Origin of the sequence: Acidicapsa dinghuensis, from assembly GCF_025685685.1 — a bacterium.
Classification (GTDB): domain Bacteria; phylum Acidobacteriota; class Terriglobia; order Terriglobales; family Acidobacteriaceae; genus Acidicapsa; species Acidicapsa dinghuensis.
Map to the genome: position 1 here is coordinate 80,651 of NZ_JAGSYH010000006.1, position 22,827 is coordinate 103,477.

General features: G+C 53.5%; 23 protein-coding genes and 1 pseudogene. 7 read left to right on the forward strand and 17 right to left on the reverse strand.

The genetic code is table 11. The features are described from left to right. Positions 1-4: 4 nt before the first annotated feature. From OHL22_RS18545 to OHL22_RS25135, 4 genes are all read right to left on the reverse strand, one after another. Complete coding sequence (locus OHL22_RS18545; RefSeq protein WP_263340722.1) at positions 5-1,507, reverse strand: GumC family protein; 1,503 nt, start codon at positions 1,505-1,507, stop codon at positions 5-7. Positions 1,508-1,561: 54 nt separating this feature from the next. Next, the gene (locus OHL22_RS18550; protein WP_263340725.1) at positions 1,562-2,272 is read right to left on the reverse strand and encodes a polysaccharide biosynthesis/export family protein; all 711 of its coding nucleotides are present in this window, start codon (positions 2,270-2,272) and stop codon (positions 1,562-1,564) included. Positions 2,273-2,338: 66 nt separating this feature from the next. Continuing rightward, positions 2,339-2,878: a UpxY family transcription antiterminator gene (locus OHL22_RS18555; protein WP_263340728.1), complete on the reverse strand. Its 540-nt coding sequence runs from the start codon at positions 2,876-2,878 to the stop codon at positions 2,339-2,341. 198 nt (positions 2,879-3,076) lie between these two features. Continuing rightward, positions 3,077-3,418, reverse strand: a complete 342-nt coding sequence (locus tag OHL22_RS25135; protein WP_396127117.1) for a PilZ domain-containing protein — start codon at positions 3,416-3,418, stop codon at positions 3,077-3,079. 410 nt (positions 3,419-3,828) lie between these two features. Here OHL22_RS25135 and OHL22_RS18560 point away from each other — a divergent pair, with 410 nt between their 5' ends. Continuing rightward, entirely contained in the window at positions 3,829-4,551 is a 723-nt protein-coding gene (locus OHL22_RS18560; RefSeq protein ID WP_263340730.1) for a response regulator transcription factor, read from the forward strand. Positions 4,552-4,587: 36 nt separating this feature from the next. Next, positions 4,588-4,920 (forward strand): hypothetical protein, encoded by a 333-nt coding sequence (locus tag OHL22_RS18565; protein WP_263340733.1) that lies wholly within the window; start codon positions 4,588-4,590, stop codon positions 4,918-4,920. A gap of 177 nt (positions 4,921-5,097) precedes the next feature. Here OHL22_RS18565 and OHL22_RS18570 read toward each other — a convergent pair whose 3' ends face one another. From OHL22_RS18570 to OHL22_RS18585, 4 genes are all read right to left on the reverse strand, one after another. After that, positions 5,098-6,519, reverse strand: a complete 1,422-nt coding sequence (locus tag OHL22_RS18570; protein WP_263340734.1) for a right-handed parallel beta-helix repeat-containing protein — start codon at positions 6,517-6,519, stop codon at positions 5,098-5,100. Positions 6,520-6,645: 126 nt separating this feature from the next. Next, entirely contained in the window at positions 6,646-7,425 is a 780-nt protein-coding gene (locus OHL22_RS18575; RefSeq protein WP_263340736.1) for a methyltransferase domain-containing protein, read from the reverse strand. A 591-nt stretch (positions 7,426-8,016) separates the two neighbouring features. Further along, positions 8,017-9,450 (reverse strand): right-handed parallel beta-helix repeat-containing protein, encoded by a 1,434-nt coding sequence (locus OHL22_RS18580; protein ID WP_263340739.1) that lies wholly within the window; start codon positions 9,448-9,450, stop codon positions 8,017-8,019. A 70-nt stretch (positions 9,451-9,520) separates the two neighbouring features. After that, positions 9,521-10,159 (reverse strand): hypothetical protein, encoded by a 639-nt coding sequence (locus OHL22_RS18585; RefSeq protein WP_263340741.1) that lies wholly within the window; start codon positions 10,157-10,159, stop codon positions 9,521-9,523. Positions 10,160-11,238: 1,079 nt separating this feature from the next. Here OHL22_RS18585 and OHL22_RS25140 point away from each other — a divergent pair. The 3 genes and pseudogenes from OHL22_RS25140 to OHL22_RS18595 all read left to right on the forward strand — a co-directional run. Continuing rightward, positions 11,239-11,376, forward strand: a pseudogene (locus tag OHL22_RS25140) (hypothetical protein); the annotation flags it as partial. Positions 11,377-11,571: 195 nt separating this feature from the next. After that, complete coding sequence (locus OHL22_RS18590) at positions 11,572-11,934, forward strand: SpoIIAA family protein (protein ID WP_263340743.1); 363 nt, start codon at positions 11,572-11,574, stop codon at positions 11,932-11,934. A 294-nt stretch (positions 11,935-12,228) separates the two neighbouring features. Next, entirely contained in the window at positions 12,229-12,747 is a 519-nt protein-coding gene (locus OHL22_RS18595; RefSeq protein ID WP_263340746.1) for a Spy/CpxP family protein refolding chaperone, read from the forward strand. A 76-nt stretch (positions 12,748-12,823) separates the two neighbouring features. Here OHL22_RS18595 and OHL22_RS18600 read toward each other — a convergent pair whose 3' ends face one another. Then, a complete protein-coding gene (locus OHL22_RS18600; RefSeq protein WP_263340748.1) occupies positions 12,824-14,782 on the reverse strand; it encodes a CocE/NonD family hydrolase in 1,959 nt (652 codons plus the stop codon). Between the two features lie 128 nt (positions 14,783-14,910). Further along, a complete protein-coding gene (locus OHL22_RS18605; RefSeq protein ID WP_263340751.1) occupies positions 14,911-15,726 on the reverse strand; it encodes a hypothetical protein in 816 nt (271 codons plus the stop codon). 241 nt (positions 15,727-15,967) lie between these two features. Between OHL22_RS18605 and OHL22_RS18610 the strand changes: the two genes are divergently transcribed. Continuing rightward, complete coding sequence (locus OHL22_RS18610) at positions 15,968-16,315, forward strand: phage holin family protein (protein ID WP_263340753.1); 348 nt, start codon at positions 15,968-15,970, stop codon at positions 16,313-16,315. Positions 16,316-16,395: 80 nt separating this feature from the next. Here OHL22_RS18610 and OHL22_RS18615 read toward each other — a convergent pair whose 3' ends face one another. The 6 genes from OHL22_RS18615 to OHL22_RS18640 all read right to left on the reverse strand — a co-directional run bounded on the left by OHL22_RS18615 (position 16,396) and on the right by OHL22_RS18640 (position 20,783). After that, complete coding sequence (locus tag OHL22_RS18615; RefSeq protein WP_263340756.1) at positions 16,396-16,890, reverse strand: hypothetical protein; 495 nt, start codon at positions 16,888-16,890, stop codon at positions 16,396-16,398. Then, a complete protein-coding gene (locus OHL22_RS18620; RefSeq protein WP_263340759.1) occupies positions 16,887-17,546 on the reverse strand; it encodes an RNA polymerase sigma factor in 660 nt (219 codons plus the stop codon). Before OHL22_RS18620 ends, OHL22_RS18615 begins: the two co-directional genes overlap by 4 nt. A 129-nt stretch (positions 17,547-17,675) precedes the next feature. After that, positions 17,676-18,380: a tetratricopeptide repeat protein gene (locus OHL22_RS18625; protein ID WP_263340761.1), complete on the reverse strand. Its 705-nt coding sequence runs from the start codon at positions 18,378-18,380 to the stop codon at positions 17,676-17,678. A 216-nt stretch (positions 18,381-18,596) separates the two neighbouring features. After that, the gene (locus tag OHL22_RS18630) at positions 18,597-19,598 is read right to left on the reverse strand and encodes a hypothetical protein (RefSeq protein ID WP_263340763.1); all 1,002 of its coding nucleotides are present in this window, start codon (positions 19,596-19,598) and stop codon (positions 18,597-18,599) included. Beyond that, entirely contained in the window at positions 19,570-20,166 is a 597-nt protein-coding gene (locus OHL22_RS18635) for a hypothetical protein (protein ID WP_263340765.1), read from the reverse strand. The genes OHL22_RS18630 and OHL22_RS18635 overlap by 29 nt, the downstream gene beginning before the upstream one ends. Next, positions 20,166-20,783 (reverse strand): hypothetical protein, encoded by a 618-nt coding sequence (locus OHL22_RS18640; protein WP_263340768.1) that lies wholly within the window; start codon positions 20,781-20,783, stop codon positions 20,166-20,168. The genes OHL22_RS18635 and OHL22_RS18640 overlap by 1 nt, the downstream gene beginning before the upstream one ends. 104 nt (positions 20,784-20,887) lie before the next feature. On the opposite strand from OHL22_RS18640, the gene OHL22_RS18645 reads away from it, so the two are divergent. Next, the gene (locus OHL22_RS18645; RefSeq protein WP_263340770.1) at positions 20,888-21,985 is read left to right on the forward strand and encodes an isoaspartyl peptidase/L-asparaginase family protein; all 1,098 of its coding nucleotides are present in this window, start codon (positions 20,888-20,890) and stop codon (positions 21,983-21,985) included. 87 nt (positions 21,986-22,072) lie between these two features. Here the strand turns inward: OHL22_RS18645 and OHL22_RS18650 are convergent, their stop codons facing one another. Next, on the reverse strand, positions 22,073-22,390 hold the full coding sequence (locus OHL22_RS18650; RefSeq protein ID WP_263340772.1) for a hypothetical protein: 318 nt from the start codon (positions 22,388-22,390) through the stop codon (positions 22,073-22,075). Positions 22,391-22,827 lie beyond the last annotated feature (437 nt).

Genomic DNA, 22,827 nt, shown 5'->3' on the forward strand with positions numbered 1-22,827 from the left:
CGTCCTATGCCGTCTTCCTGGGGACACTGATGACGATAGGAATTCCAAGCGTTTCTACTACCTGTGCCGGCGTATGGAAAGAGGAATCCATGTAATCGAGGGTGTAGACAGTTGCCAAGCTAACTGCCAGGCTCAAACCGAAAGCCGCAAGCAAGATGATGGACAATCCGTATTGAGGTAGCACCGGAATAGCTGGCGGTACAGCAATCGCTACGTTTGCAATTCTCGTGTTATCCAAGGCATCGGTGGCCCGTTCTTGCTCTCGCTTTCCTTCATAAAGCAGATAGTTGGTTTCGTCGGACTTAGCCTCGCGTAAAAGGTCCTGTTGTTCAATCGATAGCTGATCGAGATTAACCATCTGCGACTGCAGGTTTTGGATACCGGTTTTGCTGGCGGCCAGAGCAGCGCGTTGCGCAGCCAGATCACTTTGTGATTTGGCGAGGTCTTCCCGCAGCAATTCAAAGGTTGGATCACGATCCGTCGATTGTGTGACGTAGCGCGTGCTCTCGGCCTTTGCAATTGCCGCTTTTGTTTCCGCGATTTCTTGATCGGCCTCTTGAACCAACGGATATTTTTCGTCATATTTCAGTGCCAATTGCGTACGTTTGGTCTGTGCGGCAAGAAGACTGGCTTGCAGGTCGTCGAGAAGCTTATCGGCGCTTGAACTCATCTGCGTTGTTGCAGATCGCTGTGGAGTTTTGCTCATCTGCTCTCGGTCGTTCTGGATCCGCTTTTCGTCGGCGGCTATCGCTTGCTGGGCAGCGTGCTGAGCGCCAATCGAGTTGGCCAACTGAAGCGACATGTTCGTTATCTGAACATCTGGCGCGGCGGTCCCATTCTGCTTGGCGAAAGCGCGCAATTTATCTTCCGCATCTTCGAGCTGCTTCTGATATTTGTCTGTCTGCGTGGCAAAGAAGTTGTATGAACCAGCAGGCCTGTGAACCGCAACATGTTTCGCGGTGTAAAGGCGGCCCAGAGAATTCAATACTCCGTATGCGAGTTGGGGATCCGAGGATGAATATGTGACTTCGATAATGTTCGTCTTGGTCGTGACTTTGGTCTTTATGTTCGCGGCGAGCGCCTTGACCGCAAGCGCGAGACGATCTTGCTCGGTCCGATTTGGGTGCAACAACTTTTCAAGAGAAAATCCATTCGGTATTTTATCCATCCCGTTTTCGCGAGCGACCTGCTCAAGAACATCGCGACTGGTCAGCAGCTCTATCTCAGAGTTGACCTCTTCGGGAGTCACTGGAGTACTCGTGGTGACCTGTTGAGTTGTGGCCTCAGTCGATACGAGCGGATCAAGCCGTTCACGATTTACCAGGATCGCCATGTGGGAGCGATAGGAATATCCTTTCAGCACTCCAATAAGGGTGGTCAGCACAAGCAGCGAGAAAAACGTGGTCAGGAGGGTACGTCTATGACGGAAGAGGGGAGCGACTACATCGCGGATGGAGATATCCGAAGTGTTGCTTCCGTGATTGCGTTGTGTAATGGTTTGCCTCATAACGCTAGGTCCCTTCAGTGAAAGAGTTCGTCGTGTGCGTAGAAACGCGGAAACTTAAAACGGCGTGGGCGAAAGATAGCTGCCCGCGTTTAAGGAGTACGGCACATACTTGCGGAAAACAGAGATACGATTTTCCGGAACGTAGATCATATCTCCCGGCTGAATCATCACGTCTTCGTTCACATTCTTTCCGTGGAGAATGTCTTTTAGATCAATCTTCTTTACCGCATACCAGTTATCGTTGGTTCGATGAAAGAGGAAAACCTGCGATTTCGCCGTTTGCATTGTCATGCCACCACCGATTGCCAGTGCTTGGGAGACAGTGATATCAGAACGTAATTCATACTGTCCTGGCTTTCCCACCTGACCGGAAACGATGAAAAAGGGCTTTTGGAAGTCCGTAATGTCAACGTTGACGATGGGGTCATGGAGCGTTCCTTTGTAAGCGTTCTTCACAGCGGTCGAAAGCTCCGGCTCGGTAAGCCCCTTCACGTAGATGCTTCCCGCATTTTGCAGGCTGATATATCCATCTGGCTGGACTGTCACCGTCTGATTGAACTCTGGCGACAGAGGAAATGTCAGCATTACCACGTCTTCCCGCTGCAGCTCATATCGTGGGTGACGCTGCTCGAGCGTAGGACCATCGGTAGAGTGCCCTGACGGTGTTGAGACTGCAACAACCTGCTGTTGTGCTGGGACGCGACTGCTCACTGCAGCAAAAGCTAAAGCCACCAGTGTCAGAGTGAAAGGGTGAATGTCTTTCATGAAGTGCTCCTCACTTGATTGCGTTCTCTGTGTACCAAGCCACATGTCTGCCGGTTATGTACACGATCAGGCTGCCTGTTCGCCAATCAACTGGACATCGTTGCTAGGGATGCGAATACTTAGGGACTGCCTTACTAAATCAACCGATAAGATTAGCCGTGTATCTGAGCCGGTCCGAACCACGGTTCCTTCAATCCCAGATAGGGAACCTCTGATTACCCTGACTCTGTCACCCTCTTTAAGTAAGGGGCCGACGATGTAGTCGATACCTGCGTCCAGCAGTGTCCGAACGTTTTCAATTTGCTGGTCCGGAATGGGTAAAGGTCCTGTGTGGTTCCCGACGAATCCGACCACCCCTGGCACTTTCAAGATTTGAAGCCGACTATCCTTGGCAATGTTCATCTGGACAAATAGGTAGCCACTGAATAGTGGGATAGTAATTTTGCGTTTTCGATCGCTCCACTGGTGAAGCTCTGATTTCAATGGAAGAAAGATTGGAATGTCGAGAGCTTCGATCATCGAAGCTGCGATCTTTTCTTGTCTGGATCTTGTCCATACTGCAAACCATTGTGGATGGGAAATATCTCTTTCTGACGTGCTGTTCATCTTCTTTCTCCAGGAGTACAAATCATCACTGCCAGGACCTAGCTTCGCCCTCTGGGTCACAAGACCGCTTTCAATCTCATTAGGGACATCCGATTAAATTCGGTTTACCTCAGGTGCAATGAGGAGTCCCAATTTTCTGTGCTTCCAAAGCAAGTATCGTGACAGTCAGCCAACTAATTGACTGATTGTCCTAGTTCGTTAATTTAGGAACTCGCGAGTCAAGTGTTCGTCGTCGAAAATACAATGAACTCCAAAGGCAACCGATCCAACACGCTCTTCAACTCGCGTTACTTCGCCTACACATTCAATCTTGAGTTCCTCACCACTACAGTCGGGTGATGGCAATAGGATTTCCAGCCGTATAGTAGATCCCGTTTTAGGGCAACTGCTGCTGACAATGAGTGCCCCATCAAGGGATACATCGCTTGTAAAACCGCCACCAGTATGGTCAGTCCCGTCGTTCCACTTGAAGATCACAGGGAGGCGCAATTTGTAGCGGGTCGCTGTTCTACGGTGCATAGTGATGTCGAGCACTTCCATAAGTGTCCCGAGAATATCCCGCTATCAGCAAGGGAACAAGACGCCGAATGTTTGAAAAATGCGTGAGAAATTCAGAGTGCCTTAGTGGAGCGTCTCTCTATTCCGAGTGATCGGATAGAGGAATCAACCCCTCAGAACGCGTGAGCCAAAAGATTGCTTAATAGAGAAGAGAGTTTATATGCGACCCCCTGCGGGATCAGCACTTCACGCAAGAGGTCTGTATAAAACCGATCACCGGCCGCCTAAAGAACACTGCGAACGAGGGATATCTCTAGGTTACTGCGTGGGTACTATTGCGTTAACCATCTATGCGGAAGCCGTTTGCATCTATCCAAGTATTGCATGTATCTAGCCTTGGGCCTTCCACTTAACTTTTTTGTTTGTTCCCTTGTGTGTTCTGGAGGAAAGTCGTGAAGTTGGTTCAAAGCGGCACTCAAAATTATCAAGTACTGATCGTGGATCGCGATTCAATGAGTGGTGATCTCCTGGCGATGGCCCTCAGACGGGTATGTGATTGTGATGCGATGATTCTGGATTGCGCTGATCTTTTGCGTGAACTCGCAATAAGGAAGATAGATATCGTCGTAATCAGCTCTGACCTGAATTCAATTCCCGGCACGGGATTTGATCTGGCATATAAGGTGAATAGTATTCATCCAGAGGTATTCGTTGTTATGCTGCTAAATTGCGCAACATCGGAGTCGGTAATCACAGCGTTTCGTTCTGGCGCGCGCGCTGTATTTTCACGGCAACACTCGATGTCGGAATTTGCTGATTGTATTGACCGTGTCAAAAGGGGCTTCATCTGGGCTGGAAGGGAAGAAACCAACTCATTGTTGGAGGCATTCAAGAACATTCCCGCTCCCAGCGTCACGCCTACCGGTGATGCGCCCACGCTCTCAGCCAGAGAACAGCAAGTTGTCCAATACGCTGCAAAGGGCAAGACAAATCGCGCCATTGCAAATGAGCTGGCGTTGAGCGAACACACCGTCAAAAATTACCTCTTTCGCGCGTTCGAAAAATTGGGTGTTTCGAATCGTGTAGAGCTGTTGTTCTATTTGACAATTCGTGGCCACTCGTTTGCGCCAGCTGATTCCAACGATCCTGTAGCGGATCTCAGCTTGGAGGCGTAATCGTCGGGAGCGACATTCCGATTTGTGCGAGGTTGTATGAAAAGCCTTTTGATCTGTCTAGCCATTCTCTTCGGACAGATGAATTCACTTCAGGACAAGCCTGTAGTCCATCTTCCACCCAACACGAGAACCATCAATGTTGCCGATGGTGGCAAGCTCCTGGAGCTGATCAATGCACCCGCAGAGTTGAGCTTGCCCGGAAATATTCCGAAGGCCGATGCGATGGGGCAACCGTGGGAGGTTGACGTCAAAAACCTCGGACCATCTGCAGTTACAGTTGTGGGGAAGCCGGAGTTTAATGTTCAGATCACTCCTGGGCAAACGGTGCACATTCACTCGAACGGCAAAGTTTACTCTCTACAAAGATGAGCCGGTTCCCGATGAATTTGCTAATCCAATAATTCCGGGCTGGCTAACATAGCGCGGAAGCAATCTCTTAAGCCCTCAGGCCTCGATACATCGAAAGAGACCCTAAAGTCAGATATAGTCGAAGATCCTAAGTCCTGGATCTTCGGTCCAGCCATGGAGGTATACATGAGGGTTCGCCTAGTTGCAGCAGTTTCCATGAGCTTCCTGGCGGCCGATCTGGGTCATCTTGTCCCATGACATGTCATAGTACCAATACCAGTGGTTGGCTCCTCCGCCCTTGAGGATATATCGATTTCCATCGAAAGAGTTGGAATTGGATGTGTGGGGTTTTGTATCATCTGCAATTCCGGAGTAGCCCTTTGGACCCAAGTAAGTGATGGTGTTGTCATGGACTCTGTCGTTCTGAACGACCCACGGCCCGTTGGTCCCCCCACCTCGCTTTTGATTTACGAGCGTTATGCCATTTCCTCCACTCGCGGGTACGACGACCGTATTTCCAACTACTTCCACGTTGGAAGAGTTCTGAATTAAGATTTGCGCATTCTCTAACCACACGAGGACGCCTGCTGCGTTGCCGCTAATAGTATTGTTCTTGATGAGCGCGGAGTAGCTTACCTCGTGCATAATCCCACCCGATAGGTTGTTCTCCACAATATTCTGCTCGTAGGTAGTGTTGATATTGTTCGTGTCTGTCCAGAGGCCTTCGCCGAGATTGTCATGAACGTGGTTCAACTTGACGACGAGATTCGAGGTATTTCCAAATTTAGCGCCACCTGCTTCCCAGCCAGTGTCAAAGCCTTGTTGATTATTCCAGCCGATGTCACTGTCGATGAGGCTTGTATTTGCTCCGATCATTTTGACGCCGATCTGACCATTGTGATGGAAGCTGCTTTTGGAAATCATGCCTCCTGCGCCCAGATATGCACCTGCTCCGTGGTTCCAGCGGGATTCAACATTCTGAAGCGACCACTGTGCTCCCAAACCATTCCCCCAGGTATCGCCCCCGATCGCGCCAGTTTGTCCCGGGTTCGCATATTTTTCTACTACAATATCGATCAATTTGACTCCGGAGGCAGCGCCGAAGAATGCATATTTGCTCATTCCTAATTCGACCGTGTGCCCCTCTGGATTGTCAGGAAGATAGACCTGGTTGCTCAGATGGTCGAAATACCATGATCCGGAAGGTAAATCCATCTTAGAGGCCGCTGGAGTCTGGTACTTACCGTCAATAAATAGGTCTTGATCGTCCACACAGAACGGATGCGACGGCTCGCATTTGCCATCTTCGAAATGATCGAACTTGGCGTTTGCATACCATAAGTTGCCAATCGCTTCGAATGTCAGAATTTGCGAGCCATTGAAGATAACACCCGCTTGCCCTTGGAACACGTCCCCATTCTTTGGCTTGACGCTCTGCATGCGGTATGTTCCCGTTGCCAGTAGAAAGGTCGTGTCTTCCGGTGCCCCGAGAACAGCCTTCGCGACATCTGCGCCGGGCGTCAAATGAACCACATTTGCGGCACGCGCTGGGAGTGTGCAATTAAGTGCTGCTAATAACAACGGGATAGTGACGAGGATAGAAATCGTAATGCTTTTCACTGGATTTTCTCCATCGATCGGAAGTGAATTTTTTCGCAGGAAAATCAAAAAGAGGGTGCGAATCCCTATCTGTCGCACCGGAATGAGCGGAATATTCGCGAGTGAGATATCGGGGTTCTTGACGCGTCAGGCAAGCTCTCTCTTCGTTTTCTCGAAAATGTAAAAAGCATGAATAGGGGCTACTTTCTTGAAAACCGAGTCCCTATGATAGTGCAGATTAAATTTGGTCAGCCAACTCAAGAAGGCATCGAGTCGGACCAGTGCGACAGAATCATAGGCGCTGCTAACGCGGAGCATTTTGCCCAGGCGAACGGTCAAAGGGAAACAGCAATAGGTTTTCCTCACGATGCGCAATCCATTGCGTGATGCCTGGGTTTCCAGCCATCCCGGTGGAAATCCCCGCTCGTTCTTGGTCAGGCCTTTTCTCGGATTACGCCAGTCTCCCATCGTGCAGATAGGTTCTCGCATAACGAGTCGTCCCTCAAGTTTCAGCACCCTGCACATTTCGGAAAAAACATAACTCGCGTTGGGCACATGATGCAGCACGGCTAGTGACGTGATCAGATCAATGCTGGAAGAGGAGATCGGAATGCTTCCATCCATTGCAGGCTTACTGAATTGTGCTGGCTTGCCCCCGATTGTCTGCCGCCACCACTTCTCGGCTGGCTCGATCGCCACAAAACGCCTTACGCGCGGGCTCAACGGCTCCACGTCTTCCCCAGTGGCGCAACCCATCGCCAGACAAGTTTCATAGGGACCGGGCAAGAATCGAAAAGCATGATAGCGGTTCAGTTCATGATAGCCATAGACGTGCTTCGAATAGGTTTGAGTCAGGTTGTAGTAGCCGTGTTCTTCCTCGGCGTACCACTGGCGAATCTGGTCTTCATTGAAATCGTCGCCGTACACCGCAAGCCCCTCGAAATATCGGTCCTCGGAGGCTTCGTTTATGCCATGATCCTGCGTTGCATGTCTATCAAGTGTCAACATTCGCTCCTCCCATCTATCGTGTCTCTGCATTCAAATAGCATCACAGGCAGGACTCGATGAAGACCCGATCATTTAGCTTCGGACCTTCATCAGTCTGCTCATCGAAAGTTCGTAACTCTCATCGAGGTCGAAACCGGGGGAGTGTTGTTTGAGGTCAAATACAATCATGCCTTTGATTCGTTTCGCCGAGCCCTCAACGGTATGTCTCACGAATGAATTTCCGGAGAACCACGCGCCTCGTGGCGGACCGGAATTGCCGGTCAGTCAATCTATCGCCCATTGCTTGTGTTGCCGGCTTATGCAATATAGAAGATAGAAGGCATCTGGCAGACCCGAGGTTGTCTGCTTCTAGAATAAAGTTGAGCCCCGCCGCGCAAATTGCTGTCGGCAGGGCTCAAATGGCGGGTCAATGATACGTTCCCGTTCGAATCTATCCCACGTTTTCGCGCCAAAACGGCGCAGTTCTGAGTTAAAAGAAGTGCTTAGCTGTCAAGGTTCATTCAGGCAAACCTATTGGCAGCAGCTTCCTTGTCCCTCTTGCTTTCCAATCTGCGTCATCATTGACCAGGTCATGTCACGGTACCAGTACCAGTGGGTAGTGCCGCCGCCTTTCAGAATATAGCGGTTATGGTTGAAGGTATTGTTTTTTGACTGGTATGGCGTTGTGTCGTCGCCAATTCCGGAGTAGCCGGTGGTTCCCAGGTAGGTAATTGTATTGTTGTGAACGTAGTCGTTCGTTGCGGTGTAGGATCCATATTCGCCACTGCCGCGATTTTGATTCACGATTGTGATGCCGTTGCCGCCGGTGGCCGGCACCGTGACATTATTGCCGTAGACCTCAACGTTTGAAGAGTTCTGAATGAGAATTTGTGCGCTCTCCAGCCAGACCAACTGATGGGGGCAGTTGCCGATAAACGTGTTGTTTTTGATTACGGCACTGTAGCTGACCTCATGCATCAGTCCGCCGTTTTCGTTGTTAACGAAGGTGTTATCTTCATAGGTGCTATAGATGTTGTTGGTGTCCGCCCAAAGGCCCATTCCCAGGTTGTCATGGATGTAATTCGACTGCACCAGAAGATTATTGGTGCCCATGATCTTTCCGCCGCCGCCCTCAACGCCTGTATCGAATCCATCCTGGTTATTGAAGGAAATTTCATCGTCGATAATCTGGACGTTAGTTCCTGTTGCCTTGATGCCTTGCTGACCGTTGTGATGCAGATAGGTCTTATAAATCTTGTCTCCTGGTCCCACAAATGCACCAGCACCGTGATTGAAGCGGGCTTCGCAATTTTCGAAAACCCATCCGAAGCCCAATCCATTTGCCCAGCCTGGGCCATCGCCCCCTAGAGCACCGGTCTGCGCCTCGTTGGCATATTTTTCGACTGTGATGCCGGAAATCGTGACATTGGGAGCTGAACCATAGAACGCATATGTACTCATCCCAAGTTCAATGGTGTGACCTTCTGGGTTCGTGGGAATGTAAACCTGGTTGTTAGCGTGGTCAAAATACCACGAGCCTGCCTCCAGGTTTTCCTTGGTGGTTGCCTTTGTTTGAAGCACGTTGTCGATGAAGAGATCCTGATCGTAATTGCACAAAGGAGATGTGCTCACGCAGGATCCATGCGCGATGCCGTCGAATTTAGCGCTCGCGACATACTGATTGCCTGTGGCCTTGAACGACAGGACCTGAGATCCGTTGAAGACCACGGTCCCTTTGGCCGAGAAAGCGTCGCCTGATTTAGGCTTTACGCTTTGCATACGGTAAGTGCCGGCGTTGAGATAAAAAACGGTTCCGGCGGGAGCCGCATTGACAGCTGCCTGCACATTCGCGCCAGGATTGAGGGTTACGCTGCCGGCGAAAGCGGACGGCGAACCGAGCGCTACGAGGCTGGATAAAAGTACGACGCCGATTGACGGCAGGTTATGGGGGATGAATTGCTTCACAAGAAATCTCCAAAAATGGCGTTGACTACGATGTTGCGGCGTAACAGTCGTGCGTGTTGCCGGCATTGGGCTATTCACCCGGTATTGGATCGCCCAGCAGTATCCGCGGGCGGCTGACATCGGAAATGTAATAAATGTCGACACCGTCGACATTCCCTCCCCAAGCGTAGGAGTAACGTTTCGATTCGGGATCTGGGGAGACAGGCGATAGGATCAAGCAACTTGATTTGTCGGCTGTAAGAAGATAGACCTTGAGAGCATCTGCCACGCTTTCTGTTCCATCTTGTTGAACTGTGGGGTGTAAGCACCCATAAACAGCGGCGGCTTCGATTGCTCCGTCGATCCATTTCTGGTGGGCTTCAAGAATTGCAGGGTTATCAACTACTTTTATTTGAGCGACCGGTGTGGAACGCTGATTTAGCGAGTCGACGACGGTCAACGCGATATCGGTATCTGGAGCGGTAGCGGGCGCAGTGTAGAGGCCGCTGGGCGTTACTCTGCCGAGCGATGTGCTCCCACCTGCTACGCCATTGACGTACCAGGTCACTGCAGAATTTCCGGCCGGAACCTTAAGCTGCAGTTTTTCGCCAGCCTGAACAGAGACCGGAGTGGCAGAATTTGCAGCCGTGCCCGTCGAGAGGGCCAGAGCATTACCGCAAAGTGCTGCTGCCAGAGTAAGAACGGAAGAAATGATGGCGATTTTTGGCATGAAAACTCTCCTGTATACGGGTAAAGCAAGGTGCATGCACACCAAGCGCCCGATTGATCCACGGATGTGGTCTCAACGTTAAAAATTGGCTGATAATGGTGCAAGAGTACTCAATAAAACGGGTACTTTCAACCGATAAATGATTACTTTGGTGCTTAGTTCGCTTTAAGATCAAGAAATAAAGCGGGTTATCTCAGCAAAAAAATTCCTGAATCTACAAGCGTGTTTATCGGCGGTTCAGGGTACAACTCCGACTCCCTCGAATATGTCGTGGAACGCAGTACCACCATGTCGAACTTTCATTTCATAAGCTGAACAAACTCGCTTCCGAGTGTCGGAAATGGCTTGGACCGCAAGAAAAGAAAGTTTGATTGTTTGGGTTTAAATGCCGGAAGAGCCTGGACGCGTCTTGACTCTGTGCCGTGCAGCCAGTTTTGGATTTAGGCAATAAGAAAAGGCTGCCGTGAATCGTGCGATCACAGCACATACAAGACCTGGTCGAAGTGGCCTTGTGTTTTTATTTCGATCATCATAGCAAGGGCATCGGACCGCGAGTCAAGAAAATTATTCGACCGCGGGCATCCCTTCGAAAGGATTGTGCAACGCTGAAGTCTGCACAACGGCTAAATTTCCCACTTTGACTGCGCGGTCGAGCCAGAGAGAGCACAGGAAACCGGCGGTGAGCCGGACGGAAGTTTGGGCCTTGAGTCTTCAAAATTCCACAAGGACGCGCGTATCCGCGAAGCCCTCTTCTCCATCTGGTTTCGGTCTTCCGTTATTGAGCATGCAGGTCGTAATCTTTCTCTCCTACCAAGACCGTAGTCCGCCTGCATCCAAATGTAACGGTCACTTTTGATTGCACCCAAGATGTGGAGGTGAGAACGGCCCAGAGGGTAGTCTCGATTTGGATATGGCGCGATAGAACCATCGCAACTACACAAAGCCAAACCACAGTCTGCTATTTACGGCGAAGGAATCTGGGCTTTCTGAAAGTGCTCAGTCCAGGTTTGATGACTGGAGCGTCGGACGACAATCTCTCCGGGATATCCACTTATTGATTTGCTAGAGCTTCCTACGGATACGCCACCCTTTGGACTGTTCTTCTTACCTTTCCTTTGATGGCCGCCGTTCAATTGATGTGCGCGTGGCTTGGAATGATGATCGGACGTGGTCTCGGAAGCGTCATTCGCACCCGTTACGCCGGAGGGGGGTCCTAGGTGGCATGCTCAATCGTGATAGTAGCGAATGTCTTCAATATGGGCACGGATCTGAGTGGCATGGTTGATCGTATGCAAATGATGACGGGCACCTCTGCTGAAGAGCTATCGGTTTACGTAATTTGCCTTGCGCGCATCCCAATGAGTGACACGAAGCGAAAGCTTGTGTCTTAACGTCCCAATGAGGAGTTGGACATGCCGATCCGAATCGAACGATCGGGCCGCGAAATGGTGATTGTCCGGGCCATGGGTATTCTGGCAAAAGAGGACTTTGCGAGCTTTACTGATGAATTCGAGCGTCAGGTTCGAGAGCACGGGAGGCTTAGAATTCTGTTTGATGCTACTCGATTCGAAGGCTGGAGCTCTACCGCGATTTGGCAGGAATTCAAATTCGACATTGAACATAATCGCGACATCAGCCGGTTGGCAGTCGTCGGCGGCAAAAAGTGGCAAGAAATATTAGTGGTGTCCTTAAAGCCATTCGCATTTGCCGCCACGCGTTATTTCGAAGAATCGGAGATGACCGAAGCGCAGAATTGGTTAGTATCCGGTGAATGAGATTACGCTCAGCGATGATGCGCTTACGTGTGCTGCGAGTGTGAAGAGGTAGAACTCCGTTCTGCATTGAAAATCAGCCCTATTAGAGAAGTTCCGAATTGAGGTGAGGAGTTAACGTAGGCGTTAGATTTTTACCCAGCGGTTTGCGGCATGCGGAACGGAGGTTGCCTGTGCAATTGCGCACTCTTTCTTAATACGTGCGTCAACGCGCCGCACGCTGTTGCCGTCCTACTACCTGAACGCACGCCGGCACGTGGTTCCCATTTCCCGCAAGGGACCCAAGGAGTACGTAACATGATCGCCTCACGCTGGAAGCTTGCCGCAGGCTCCGCTCTGCTGGCTCTGTGTTCTTACGCTGCCTTTGCGCAGCAGGATGCACCACCGCCTGGACCACCACCGGATGGGCTTGAGGGTCCTCCCCCCGCGCAATCCGGCCGCATGCCCGGTCCTGACCGCGAACTGCGCACGTTAACCCGAGAACTCAGCCTCACCGCGGATCAGCAGACCGGAATCAAGACTCTGCTGGAGCAGCAGGTACAGCAGATGAAGGCGCTGCGCGCTAAGTTCCAGAACGAATCGCCTGAGGATGCGACGCCGGATCAGCGCCAGGCTCGTCGTGCTCAAGTCGAGCAGATCCGCGACGAAACCGACACGAAGATTTCAGCCTTGCTCAACGACGAGCAAAAAGCCAAGTACACCAAGATCATTCAACGCCGAAAAGCGCGCATGGCAGAGCGCGGACCGGGCGACGGCGGACCACCTCCGTCACCGGATGGTGGTGGTCCCGGGGGGCCACCACAAGGCCTGAACTAGCGCTGATTCACAAAACACAAAGCGGGATGGAGCAATCCATCCCGCTTTACCGTATATGACTCTGATTGAGCTTCTATTACTGCTTGACCGACACCAGCGGCAGATCGATGAAGCTCGCTTCACCCGCCGCGTGATATACCCGCTGCGTCGCTTTCTGATAATCCCCCGACTTAGCGAAGAAGATATTCGGAACAAAGGTTTGAGGATTCCGGTCATACAGCGGAAACCAGCTCGACTGGACCTGAACCATGATCCGGTGCCCGGGCAAGAACACATGATTCGTAGTCGGTAGCGCGAACTGATACGTCAGCGGTTTATTCGGCTCAATCGCCTTCGGCTCCGACAAGCCCTCGCGGTATCTTCCGCGAAAGATATCCATTGACACCGCAAGCTGATACCCGCCCATCTCCTGCTGCCCCGCCACTTCGTCTGGATATACATCGATCAACTTCACCACCCAATCCGAATCCGTACCGCTCGTCGAAGCAACCAGATGCACCGTTGGCTCGCCGCTTACCTCCACCGGCTCTTTCAACACATCCGTCGAATAACTCAGTACATCCGTTCTTCCCGAGAACTCCCGTTGATCATCTACCAACCAGCGCGGCCACGTATAAATGCCCGTATACCCCACCGGTAGATCTGGCCGCACTCGAAACGGCACAGGCTTCGCCGGATCCGAAACATACTCGTCAAATCCCGCGCTCGCCTCAACTGCCGGCGCAGCAAATCCCAGTTTCCCGTCCGCTTCAAGATACAGCGGAGTCTCCTTCGGCTTGCAGCCCTGCTCACACCCCGACGGCCACGATTCCAGCTTCTCCCAGCGATTCTCTCCCGTCACAAACGCCATCACCGGCGGCAGATGCATCGCCGGCGCGTCGTCCTTCAGGTAGTGCGCCAGAAACGGCGCCAATATTTGCATGCGGAAGTAATAGCCCGTATCGCTGCCAAACCGGATCGCCCCCAGCGAGCTCGCGTCCTCAATCTCCTGCCCGTGATGCCACGGCCCAAGCACCAGATACAGATTCTTCTTCGCCGATTCCGCCTGATCCTTTTCCAGCGCGCGATACACCGCCATCGCGCCATAAATATCTTCCTGGTCCCACAGGCTCGCCACCAGCATCGTCGGAACCGTCAGCGGCTCCTTCGCCAAAACCCGGTCCATCGCCTGATCGCTCCAGAAACTGTCATACGCCGGATGCTCCGCAACCTTCTTCCAGAACCCGATCTGATCCATGCCACGCTCTTTTGCCAGCTCTCCCGCCGAGCCCGCACGCAGATACATGTCATAGTCGTCAAAGCTGCTCGACTGCCAGTGATACTCATTCGTTCGCGAAGCCGTCTGCTCATAGATATACGGTATGTTCAGCTCGCGAAACGCACCATTGTGAAACCAGTCATCGCCGCGCCATCCGTCCACCATCGGATTCATAGGCACCACGCACTTCAGCGCAGGATGCGGATGTACCAGAGGTGTCAACGAAAGAAATCCGTCATACGAAATCCCCAGCACACCGACCTTGCCATTCGACTCCGGCACATTCTTCACCAGCCAATCGATCGTGTCATACGTGTCAGTCGACTCATCCACCGGCGTGGGGTTCAACGGCCCATGCATCGGACGATTCATCACATAGTCGCCCTCACTCCCATATTTGCCGCGAATATCCTGTACCACCCGGATATATCCGCCTTCAACGATGGTCTCCGTGGCATTGTCGTAACCCCACAGCCGCACACCCATGTGCACACTCTGTGTATTCGAAGTGAGCGCCGTTGCATCGTAGGGTGTTCGCGTCAGCAGAATTCCCGCATGCTTCGCGCCCTTCGGCACCAGGATCACCGTATGCAGCTTCACCCCATCGCGCATGGGGATCATCACATCGCGGCTTTCATAGTCCATGCCAGCGGTTGGCGGCACAAACCTCGCTGGCGTCTCACTTGGATAGTCGGGATATTGCGGATTCTGAGCCGTCAGTAGAGGACAAAGACACAGCGACATCGCAGCCGCAAACAGGCACGCATTCTTTCGCATTGAAGATAAGGCCATCCTTCCCACAACGAATAGCCGAAGGCTACCACAATGAGTTCTCAGAATTGCAGCCTCTCGACTTCACTTGGATTGGCTGTGTCGCGATTGTCTAGGCAGAGAATAGATATCGCTCACTTCTTATCCGTGACCACAGTCACCGTCTTTCCCGGAACATCCTGCACGCTGAACTTCTCATAATTTGCGTCGTGTTCAATTACATGCTCGCGAATGCCCTTCAGCAGCAGCACGCGCGCCTGCACGCGAAACTCGCCGCCTGTCGGCAGCCATATCTCGTTATTCACTAATCCCTGGTCGAAGTAGAAGCTTGATCCTTTCTGAATATTCGCCAGCAGCCCGGCACCGATGTGGAAGTTATCCGTGAAGTGCGCCTCCATACGCGCTACTTCCTTATCCTTTTCATCCACCCAAAGCGTCCCGGCCAGCTTCTTCGAGGCATCCTCGGCCAACCCATGCGTCTTCGCATCCTTGCGTCCTGCAAAGTCAAACACAATTGTTGGACGGTCCTTGTACATCACGCGCCGCGGATGGGTGACCTGCATGATGTCGAGCAGTTGCGTAATCGTCACCGTCTGCTTCGGACCCTCCAGCGCCTGCCCCGGTGGCACATTCTGCGCCTTCTCGACCAGCTTCTTAATGCGCTCGTCTTCCTTTTCCAGATCGTGCCCTTCCAGTGGCTTGCCATCGCGCTTCGTTGTGCGCTCAATCCGGTGCGAATTCGCAAAAAGCGTGTCGATTTCCTCGGTAGAAGTCTTTGTCACCTTTCCTGCCGAATCCAGCTCCTCCGTCAGCACCGTCGAGTGATAGGTGTAATTCTCGCGAATCTTATCCATCTCGCGCTGATGTTGCATTACCTCGATCATCAACTGGCGGATGTCGGGTAGCGGCGCATCGTCAGCTGCGACAGCCCGGCATATGCTGCCGCTCAATAAAGCCGCGCCAGCGATACACCCTGCAAGCCATCTCGACGTCCAGACCGCTCCGATTCCATTTCTGGTCGTTATTGACACACCCTCAGTCTACGGAACCCGTTAGCATAGTCACGTTGTACTTGCACAAATATGAGCACTCCGCTGCATTTTTTCACGCTCGCATTCAGAAGCAACCGATTTCGCACTCCGCCGCAAAAGATCCCGGTCAATCTCTCAACCTCTCACGGAGAAGAACGAAATGATCCGCCTGCTGTTGAACTGGATATTGAGCGCGCTGGCGCTCTTGATTGTCTCTCGCTTGGTGCCTGGCTTCCACGTTGATACCTTTGCAACTGCCCTCGCTGCGGCCCTTGTCTTTGGACTGCTCAACGTCACCCTCGGTCTGATTCTCAAGCTGGTCACGCTGCCGGTCACAATCCTCACTTTTGGACTGTTCCTGCTGGTTATCAACGGGTTCGTCCTTGAACTGGCCTCCGGCTTTGTCCCCGGATTTCACATACGCAGCTTCGGCGCGGCATTCATTGGCGCAGCCGTCCTCGCTGTCATTCAACTGCTCTTTCGTTTCCTGCTGGGCGAGAGCAAGTAGTTCGATTCAGCCAGCTCTGTTCCAAAGAAAAATCCCACGGACGTGTCGCATCCGTGGGAGTCTTCTTTGACCTGTACTGACTATTGCGTCGCAGCCGGTTGCGGATGCGCTACCTTCTTCGGCGAGGGCTTCGTCGAAGTCGCGCCAGGCTTCCGCTTTGGAGCGGGCGCAACATGAATCGGGGCGATTGTATGCGGCACCCCAACCGCGCCTGCCGGAGTAAACCCATTTCCCGCCGCGCTCTTTGCCGGAGCAGGTGCAGCCTGTTTTGCCGCCGCATTCGCATTCGCCGCCAGTCGCTGCCCGTGATACACGCTCCATGATGAAATCGCCACAGCCGCCGCCAGCACGCCAGCCGCTGCAAACTGCAGCTTGCGCCCCGGCATCCACAGCGACCAAATCGAGTACCGGCGCTCCTCACTGTACAGCATTTCTGCATTCAGCCGACGCTGCACACGATCCTCAAGCCCCGTCGGCGCCGGCAACTTTGCAACCATGCGCAGTGTCTCTTCCGCTTCCCGGCTCTCGCGCGTTTCCAAACCTTCGTGTTGTCCTTGCTTCCAATCCGAGTTCATCGTGCACCCCTCGCGTGACGCAGTAGCCCGGCCATCAAATTTCTGGCCCGGAACAGCCGCGACCGCACGGTCGATTCCGTTGTTCCCAGAACCGATGCAATCTCCACGCTTGAAAGCTCTTCGAATGCAGACAGCATGAGCACCCGCCGCTCTTTCTCCGGAAGCTGCTCTACCGCCCGCAGTACCGTTTCATGATGCTGCGCCGAAGCGACCCGCTCCTCGGCTGTCAACCCGCCTGCGGGCAGCATTCGAGCCAAGTCGGCGACATCATCCGTCTCCGGTCGTGTCTTTGTCCTTCGCTTGCGATCCAGCACCACGTTCCATACGATGCGCACTAGCCACACGCGATGATCGCGAATCTCGCTCAGTTCATCGCGGTGCCGTAGCACGCGCAGATACGCCTCCTGCACGGCATCTTCGGCATCCGCCGAGTTCCGCAGCACCGAATACGCCACCCGATACAGCGTCCCAGCATGCTGCTCCACCAGCGCAGCAATCACCACGCCTGCGTCCATATCGGCGTGAGCGGCATAAGCTGTCTCAGCAATCGAATCGTTCGGCTTCATTCCAGCCTGTCTATCGGGATACGATGGCGAGCCCGAAAAAGTGCCAGGAAACTCAACCCATGCGGTCAAAACTGCAGGCGACGCGCTCATAGCTTTATCGACGCAGCGCAGCGTCTATCCGTTCAGCTTCCGCACCCTTCAGTGCAAATAAAAATGGCCCGCTCAGCCGCAGGCCATTTTCTACATTCTTCGTGTTTACGGCTTAATCCAGCCATTGTTTTACTTCGCGTTCAGTTTTTCCGCTGCAATCGAACCTGCGGAACCGGTCTTGTCGGCGTCCTTGACCTTGGCCCAGATCTGCTTCGCCTGCTCTTTCTTTCCTTCCGACTGGTATAGATCCGCGAGGGCAAGCTGCGAGGTAAACGCCGGCATCGAATCCGTTGGTTTCGAGATCAGCTCGTTATACAGCGGAATGGCCTGCGCGTCTCGGCCCGTCTGATGGTAGAAACCGGCAAGCGCATACTTGGCCAGGCTCGACAAATTGCTGTCCCACGCACCCGCAGCCTTCTTCAGCTCGCTCTCGGCCGAGGCGTTCTGTCCTAGTTCCTGATAGGTCAGTCCGGCAAAGTAGTGCGCCTTCGCGCCCTCCGGCAGCCAGCCATACTGGTCCGCAACCTGCACAAACTGCTTGTTGGCAACCTTTGCCCGGTCCGCCGCCGTCGCATACGTGCCGGCTGGAGCAGGCTCTCCCGGCTGCGCCAATGGCGAAGCATACACATCGAGCGCTGAGCCCAGCGCCGCTTCCGCAGCCTCAGACCGTTGGTTATAAACCACCACGCCGGCAATAATCAGAGCCAGCACAACCACAGCGGCAATCGTCCAGCGAATCACCGTTCCACGGTGCTCGCCTACCCAATCCACACCCAACTGGGTCGTTTCTACGAACTTATCTTGTTTCAGCGCATGACGCGTTTGTGAGTCCACGAGGTTCCTTGCTCAATTTTCCTGAAGGATTGTCTTACGAGGCGAGCGCACAACAGGTGTAGTGCAAACACAGCCAGTACAACCTATTTAGTCTACCAGCGGCTGCTTGCCAGCGTCCATCAGGCAAAACGTCAGCCTGGCTATCTCTGAGGCGAGCTCAACGAGCCAAGGCGTGATGTGCGTTTCTATTTCCGCCTTAACCGCATGCGCAATACATCAAAAAGATGCGAGACTCCGCATTCCCGCCGCCTCAGGCGATTGCTTCGCGGCGGCCTGCTCTTCTTCCGCGCTCCGCGAGAATCGCCATCCCTCGAAAACGACGGCACCGGCCACAAGAATCGACAGCGCAAGCGTCAGGTAGCCGTCAACAGGCGTTTTCAGAACAAGATGGAGTTGTTCATTTGCAAAGATCACACAGGGATAGCCGGCAGAAAATGCCCATAGGAAGGTATTGAGTCCCATCACCCCGGCGCATGAGAGGTGAAAGATTACTCCGGCTGCAAGGATCCCCCAAAGTACCGGCCGCGGCGCGATCAGAGCGATTAGAAATCCTGACTCCCATAACACCAGCGCCAGCTCGGAATACCTGCTGAGCAGCGGATAGCGATGCAGCAGCTTCGACACCTGCTTGTGACCGAAGGCCTTGGTGCGGGTGATATGCAGGAGCGCCTTTCCTTTCTGCCAGAACGGAGATGCCGCCTTGTAAGCTCCCGCCGTGGTATACGCAAGCGCCAGCTCAGCGGCAAGAAAGAACGCCACATACCGGTTCGAGTCCCCGAAGCCGGCCAGGCATGTGGCCGTGAGACATAGCAATGTCATTTCGTCCGACCCATCGACCGAGAAATAATGGCGTTTCATCTCAATTAACAGGCAAAGCACCACGATAACTTTCAAGATCAACACGGCCGGGAAAAGAAAGAGGCCGAGGATCACCGCTGCTTCTATCCATAGAAGCCAGTTGAAGACAGACGAGGACATGCCGACGCAGCGTTTATTGACAGCCCCGGACAGACGGGCGATTCGAGAAGCTCTGATTCGAGAAACCCCGGCAGGCTGCGCATTTAGAATGAGCCCTGCTATTTTCCAGTTCAGCATTCCGCCAGTGCGCCTCTCGCTGCGCGCAACAACCAACTCGGCCAGATTGATCGCGCGGCCGATGCAGCAGAGCCGCACTGTAAGGTTCACCGCTTCAGATGCACTGGGGTTGAATGCGGTCATGGCTCGTCTCTACTCTTTGGGAAGTGGTTCCTTCTGGATCGTCTACCGTCTGCTCGACGCGATGCGGCACAGAGACAAATGCAACTACTCTGCTACTGTTCTTGCGGATCACATCGATTCGAAACTGCACAATCCCCTCGCCCGCACATAGCGTGCTCACACGGTCGAGCAGCAACAGATAAGGAACGGTGAGTGAAAGGCTGCTCGCCTTTTTGTTTGTGATGACATAGTTGCAGCAGCGGAAGATGGCCTTTCTCGTCCGCTTGTGCGGGTTAAACAGCAGGTGATACAGGTAGCGATCTCCGTTCGGCTCAACCAGATTCCATTGCGCCGACTTTAATTTCCCCTTCGAACCGCTTGTTTCAGAACTGCGAGCCACATACCGGTAAAAAAGCTCGACGTCACCCATGATGGGTTTAGGTGCGAAGAAATTCCACGCCGCCAGAAGATGTGCGGTTGGGTCCAGAAAGCGAAGCCGCTTGCACCAGGCAAATGGAAACTGAATCGCCAGTTCCAAAAGAAACCAGGTCGCAAGCAGCCCCGCGATGATGAAGCTCGCCAGTTTCATTACTGTTCCGAGGTTTTCGGCGCACCCTGCGTCGAGTTCAGGTAAGCTGCTCTCTGCTGAGTAAGCACGCGGCTGCTCGCTGCCGGTTGCGATTCGGTTGCGGCCTGCTTCGGTTGAGAACCGGTCCCTGGCGCGTTCGGACCTACATTCGTCCGGCCTGGTTCATTGACCAATTCTGCGAGCTCACCCACTTCCGCGATTTCTCCAATATGTCCGCGATCGACAATATCGCCACGATCGACGATATCGACAATATCGCCGCGATCGACTATGTGCCCGATCTGTCCAACTTGTCCGACGTGTCCGATTTCGCCGCGGTCCACAATCTGTCCAACAATCCCGCGATCGACGATCTCGGAAATCTCGCCGCCTTCACCGATATCGCCCGTGTCGGAAATCTCTGCGTTGTCAGAGATGTTAGCGATCTCGCCGAGATCCTGAATCTCACCCTGATCGCTGATATCGACGATCTCACCGAGATCGCCGCTGTCTCCGATGTCGCCGCCGTCCGAAACATCGCCGATATCGAGAATGTCACCCGCGTCTGCCGCGTCTCCGATCTCCTGGTTAATTCGTTCCGGCTTTTCCTGAGAAATTTTCGCCTTATTCTCTGCCATGGGATTATCCCTCCTTCCCTCTAGTGGAGATATGGGCGAGAGCGTTTCACCACTTTCAGGGAAGATGCCGAAGACCATCGAGAGACGATCGGAGAAAGGTTAAGATGATCTGCATGATTTCCTGCCGCTCGAATCTCTTCTCTGCCTTTCTTATTGCCGCTGCCTCTTTCGCCACCGTATGTCAGGCAGCGCCTGTCAACGATAAGGGCAGTGCAAAGCCAGATCACCACTGGGCCATCGCCATTCACGGCGGCGCTGGCGAGAGCGAGTGGGAACACATGGATCCGGCCACCGCAGCCGCTTATCACAATTCCCTCGCCAAAGCCCTGGCCGCCGGAGCAGCCGTTCTGAAGCAGCACGGCAAAGCCATGGATGCCATTGAAGCCTCCATCAAAGTTCTTGAAGACGATCCCCTCTTTAACGCAGGCCGTGGCTCTGCCTTTGCCGCCGATGGCACCAACGAAATGGACGCCGCAATCATGGACGGCGCAACTCTCTCCGCCGGATCGGTCGCAGATGTGCAATTCACGCGGCACCCAATCGCACTTGCCCGCACCGTCATGGAACACACTCCATACGTCATGATGGTCGGCCCCGGAGCCGAGGAGTTCTCGCGTCAACAGGGACTGGAGCAAGAGCCACCCTCTTTCTTCTTCACCGAAATGCGCTGGCAGGAATTCGCCTCCATCATGCGCGCCAGCGGACGTCCAGTCCCGCCACGACCCAAAGGCGTTGGCCCTGCACCCGCATCCGACTCAGCCTCAATCTCCGGTCCGCACATCTTTGAGCACCGCTTCGGCACCGTCGGCGCCGTCGCCCGAGACAGCGAAGGCCACATCGCCGCAGCCACCTCCACAGGAGGCATGCAGGGCAAGCTGCCCGGCCGCGTCGGCGACTCCCCACTGATCGGCGCAGGCACCTACGCCAGCGACAAATCCTGCGCCGTCTCCGGCACCGGCGTCGGCGAATACTTCATCCGCCTCACACTGGCGCGCGAAGTCTGCACCCTCGTCGAGCAAGGGCAGACACCGCAGCAGGCAGCCGACCACATGATCCACACCGAATTGCCGGCACTCAAAGGCGGCGAAGGCGGCGTCATCGTAATCGCCCCGACCGGTGAGCCCATCTGGAGTTCCAACACTCTCGGCATGTTCCGCGCCCGCGAAGTCGAAGGCAGTGAGCCCGAGGTTCACGTCAAGTAGCTTCGTATAAGATCGAATAGCGAAGCTTGAGCTTTTCGGAAGTAGCGCAAGGCCAAAGCCGAAACCTACTCGGCACAAACGCTCGCTTTAATTCGGATATGGATTCCCAAACGGCCAGCCCTTTGGGAATTTCGGTGACGGCTTTGGCGATCCGAGAGGCCCTCTGGGGTGATCGACTACTGCTTGGTTTTCCGGAGGTGGCTCCACAATATCGGCAAGGTCGCCATCCGATTGCCAATCCTGCAATGATGCGAATGCAAGTCCATCGATCATTTCAGCAACCGATGTGAAACCGGGCCAAAGCCTCTGATATGCTTCGCCAAGCACCACCGCTTTCCCCAACGTTCGCGGTATGCCTTTCCACCACCATCCCACGCCCTTGGAACCGGCACGACTCCCGATCATCTGTCCTTGCCATCGATGTGGTCCGAGATTTTGAACGTCGCCGTAAATTGGTGTGATCAATCCTGACATCGTTCGCCAGAATTGCTGCAATCTTGATGCCCAGCTCTGTCTATCAAGTGTTTCCTTCTCAAACAGAATGCTGAGGTGATTCATCCGAAATCCAACGAAATTGGTCCCAATCATCTTGGGACCGGGCGGAGATGGCAGTTGTAGATAGACGCCAACAATCGGTCGCAGTGGACGCCAGACCGAGAATTCCAAGTTCTTATCGAGAAACTGAAGGAAGGGCTCCCGGTCGAAAGAATCATATTTAAATGCGGGTTCAAATTTGCCGTAGCTTGAGGGGAGACATTCGGGAAGTTCTCGTTCCATTAGTTCGATGAGTTTCTGTCGCCCTGCTCTCGTTTCAAGAGGGCTCTTCATCATCCACCAATTCA

Excerpts from the sequence above, each read along its gene's own strand:
- OHL22_RS18545 (WP_263340722.1), bottom strand. The coding sequence starts at position 1,507 with ATGAGGCAAACCATTACACAACGCAATCACGGAAGCAACACTTCGGAT.
- OHL22_RS18550 (WP_263340725.1), bottom strand. The coding sequence starts at position 2,272 with ATGAAAGACATTCACCCTTTCACTCTGACACTGGTGGCTTTAGCTTTT.
- OHL22_RS18555 (WP_263340728.1), bottom strand. The coding sequence starts at position 2,878 with ATGAACAGCACGTCAGAAAGAGATATTTCCCATCCACAATGGTTTGCA.
- OHL22_RS25135 (WP_396127117.1), bottom strand. The coding sequence starts at position 3,418 with ATGGAAGTGCTCGACATCACTATGCACCGTAGAACAGCGACCCGCTAC.
- OHL22_RS18565 (WP_263340733.1), top strand. The coding sequence starts at position 4,588 with ATGAAAAGCCTTTTGATCTGTCTAGCCATTCTCTTCGGACAGATGAAT.
- OHL22_RS18585 (WP_263340741.1), bottom strand. The coding sequence starts at position 10,159 with ATGCCAAAAATCGCCATCATTTCTTCCGTTCTTACTCTGGCAGCAGCA.
- OHL22_RS18590 (WP_263340743.1), top strand. The coding sequence starts at position 11,572 with ATGCCGATCCGAATCGAACGATCGGGCCGCGAAATGGTGATTGTCCGG.
- OHL22_RS18595 (WP_263340746.1), top strand. The coding sequence starts at position 12,229 with ATGATCGCCTCACGCTGGAAGCTTGCCGCAGGCTCCGCTCTGCTGGCT.
- OHL22_RS18600 (WP_263340748.1), bottom strand. The coding sequence starts at position 14,782 with ATGCGAAAGAATGCGTGCCTGTTTGCGGCTGCGATGTCGCTGTGTCTT.
- OHL22_RS18610 (WP_263340753.1), top strand. The coding sequence starts at position 15,968 with ATGATCCGCCTGCTGTTGAACTGGATATTGAGCGCGCTGGCGCTCTTG.
- OHL22_RS18615 (WP_263340756.1), bottom strand. The coding sequence starts at position 16,890 with ATGAACTCGGATTGGAAGCAAGGACAACACGAAGGTTTGGAAACGCGC.
- OHL22_RS18620 (WP_263340759.1), bottom strand. The coding sequence starts at position 17,546 with ATGAGCGCGTCGCCTGCAGTTTTGACCGCATGGGTTGAGTTTCCTGGC.
- OHL22_RS18630 (WP_263340763.1), bottom strand. The coding sequence starts at position 19,598 with ATGACCGCATTCAACCCCAGTGCATCTGAAGCGGTGAACCTTACAGTG.
- OHL22_RS18635 (WP_263340765.1), bottom strand. The coding sequence starts at position 20,166 with ATGAAACTGGCGAGCTTCATCATCGCGGGGCTGCTTGCGACCTGGTTT.
- OHL22_RS18640 (WP_263340768.1), bottom strand. The coding sequence starts at position 20,783 with ATGGCAGAGAATAAGGCGAAAATTTCTCAGGAAAAGCCGGAACGAATT.
- OHL22_RS18645 (WP_263340770.1), top strand. The coding sequence starts at position 20,888 with ATGATCTGCATGATTTCCTGCCGCTCGAATCTCTTCTCTGCCTTTCTT.
- OHL22_RS18650 (WP_263340772.1), bottom strand. The coding sequence starts at position 22,390 with ATGATCGGGAGTCGTGCCGGTTCCAAGGGCGTGGGATGGTGGTGGAAA.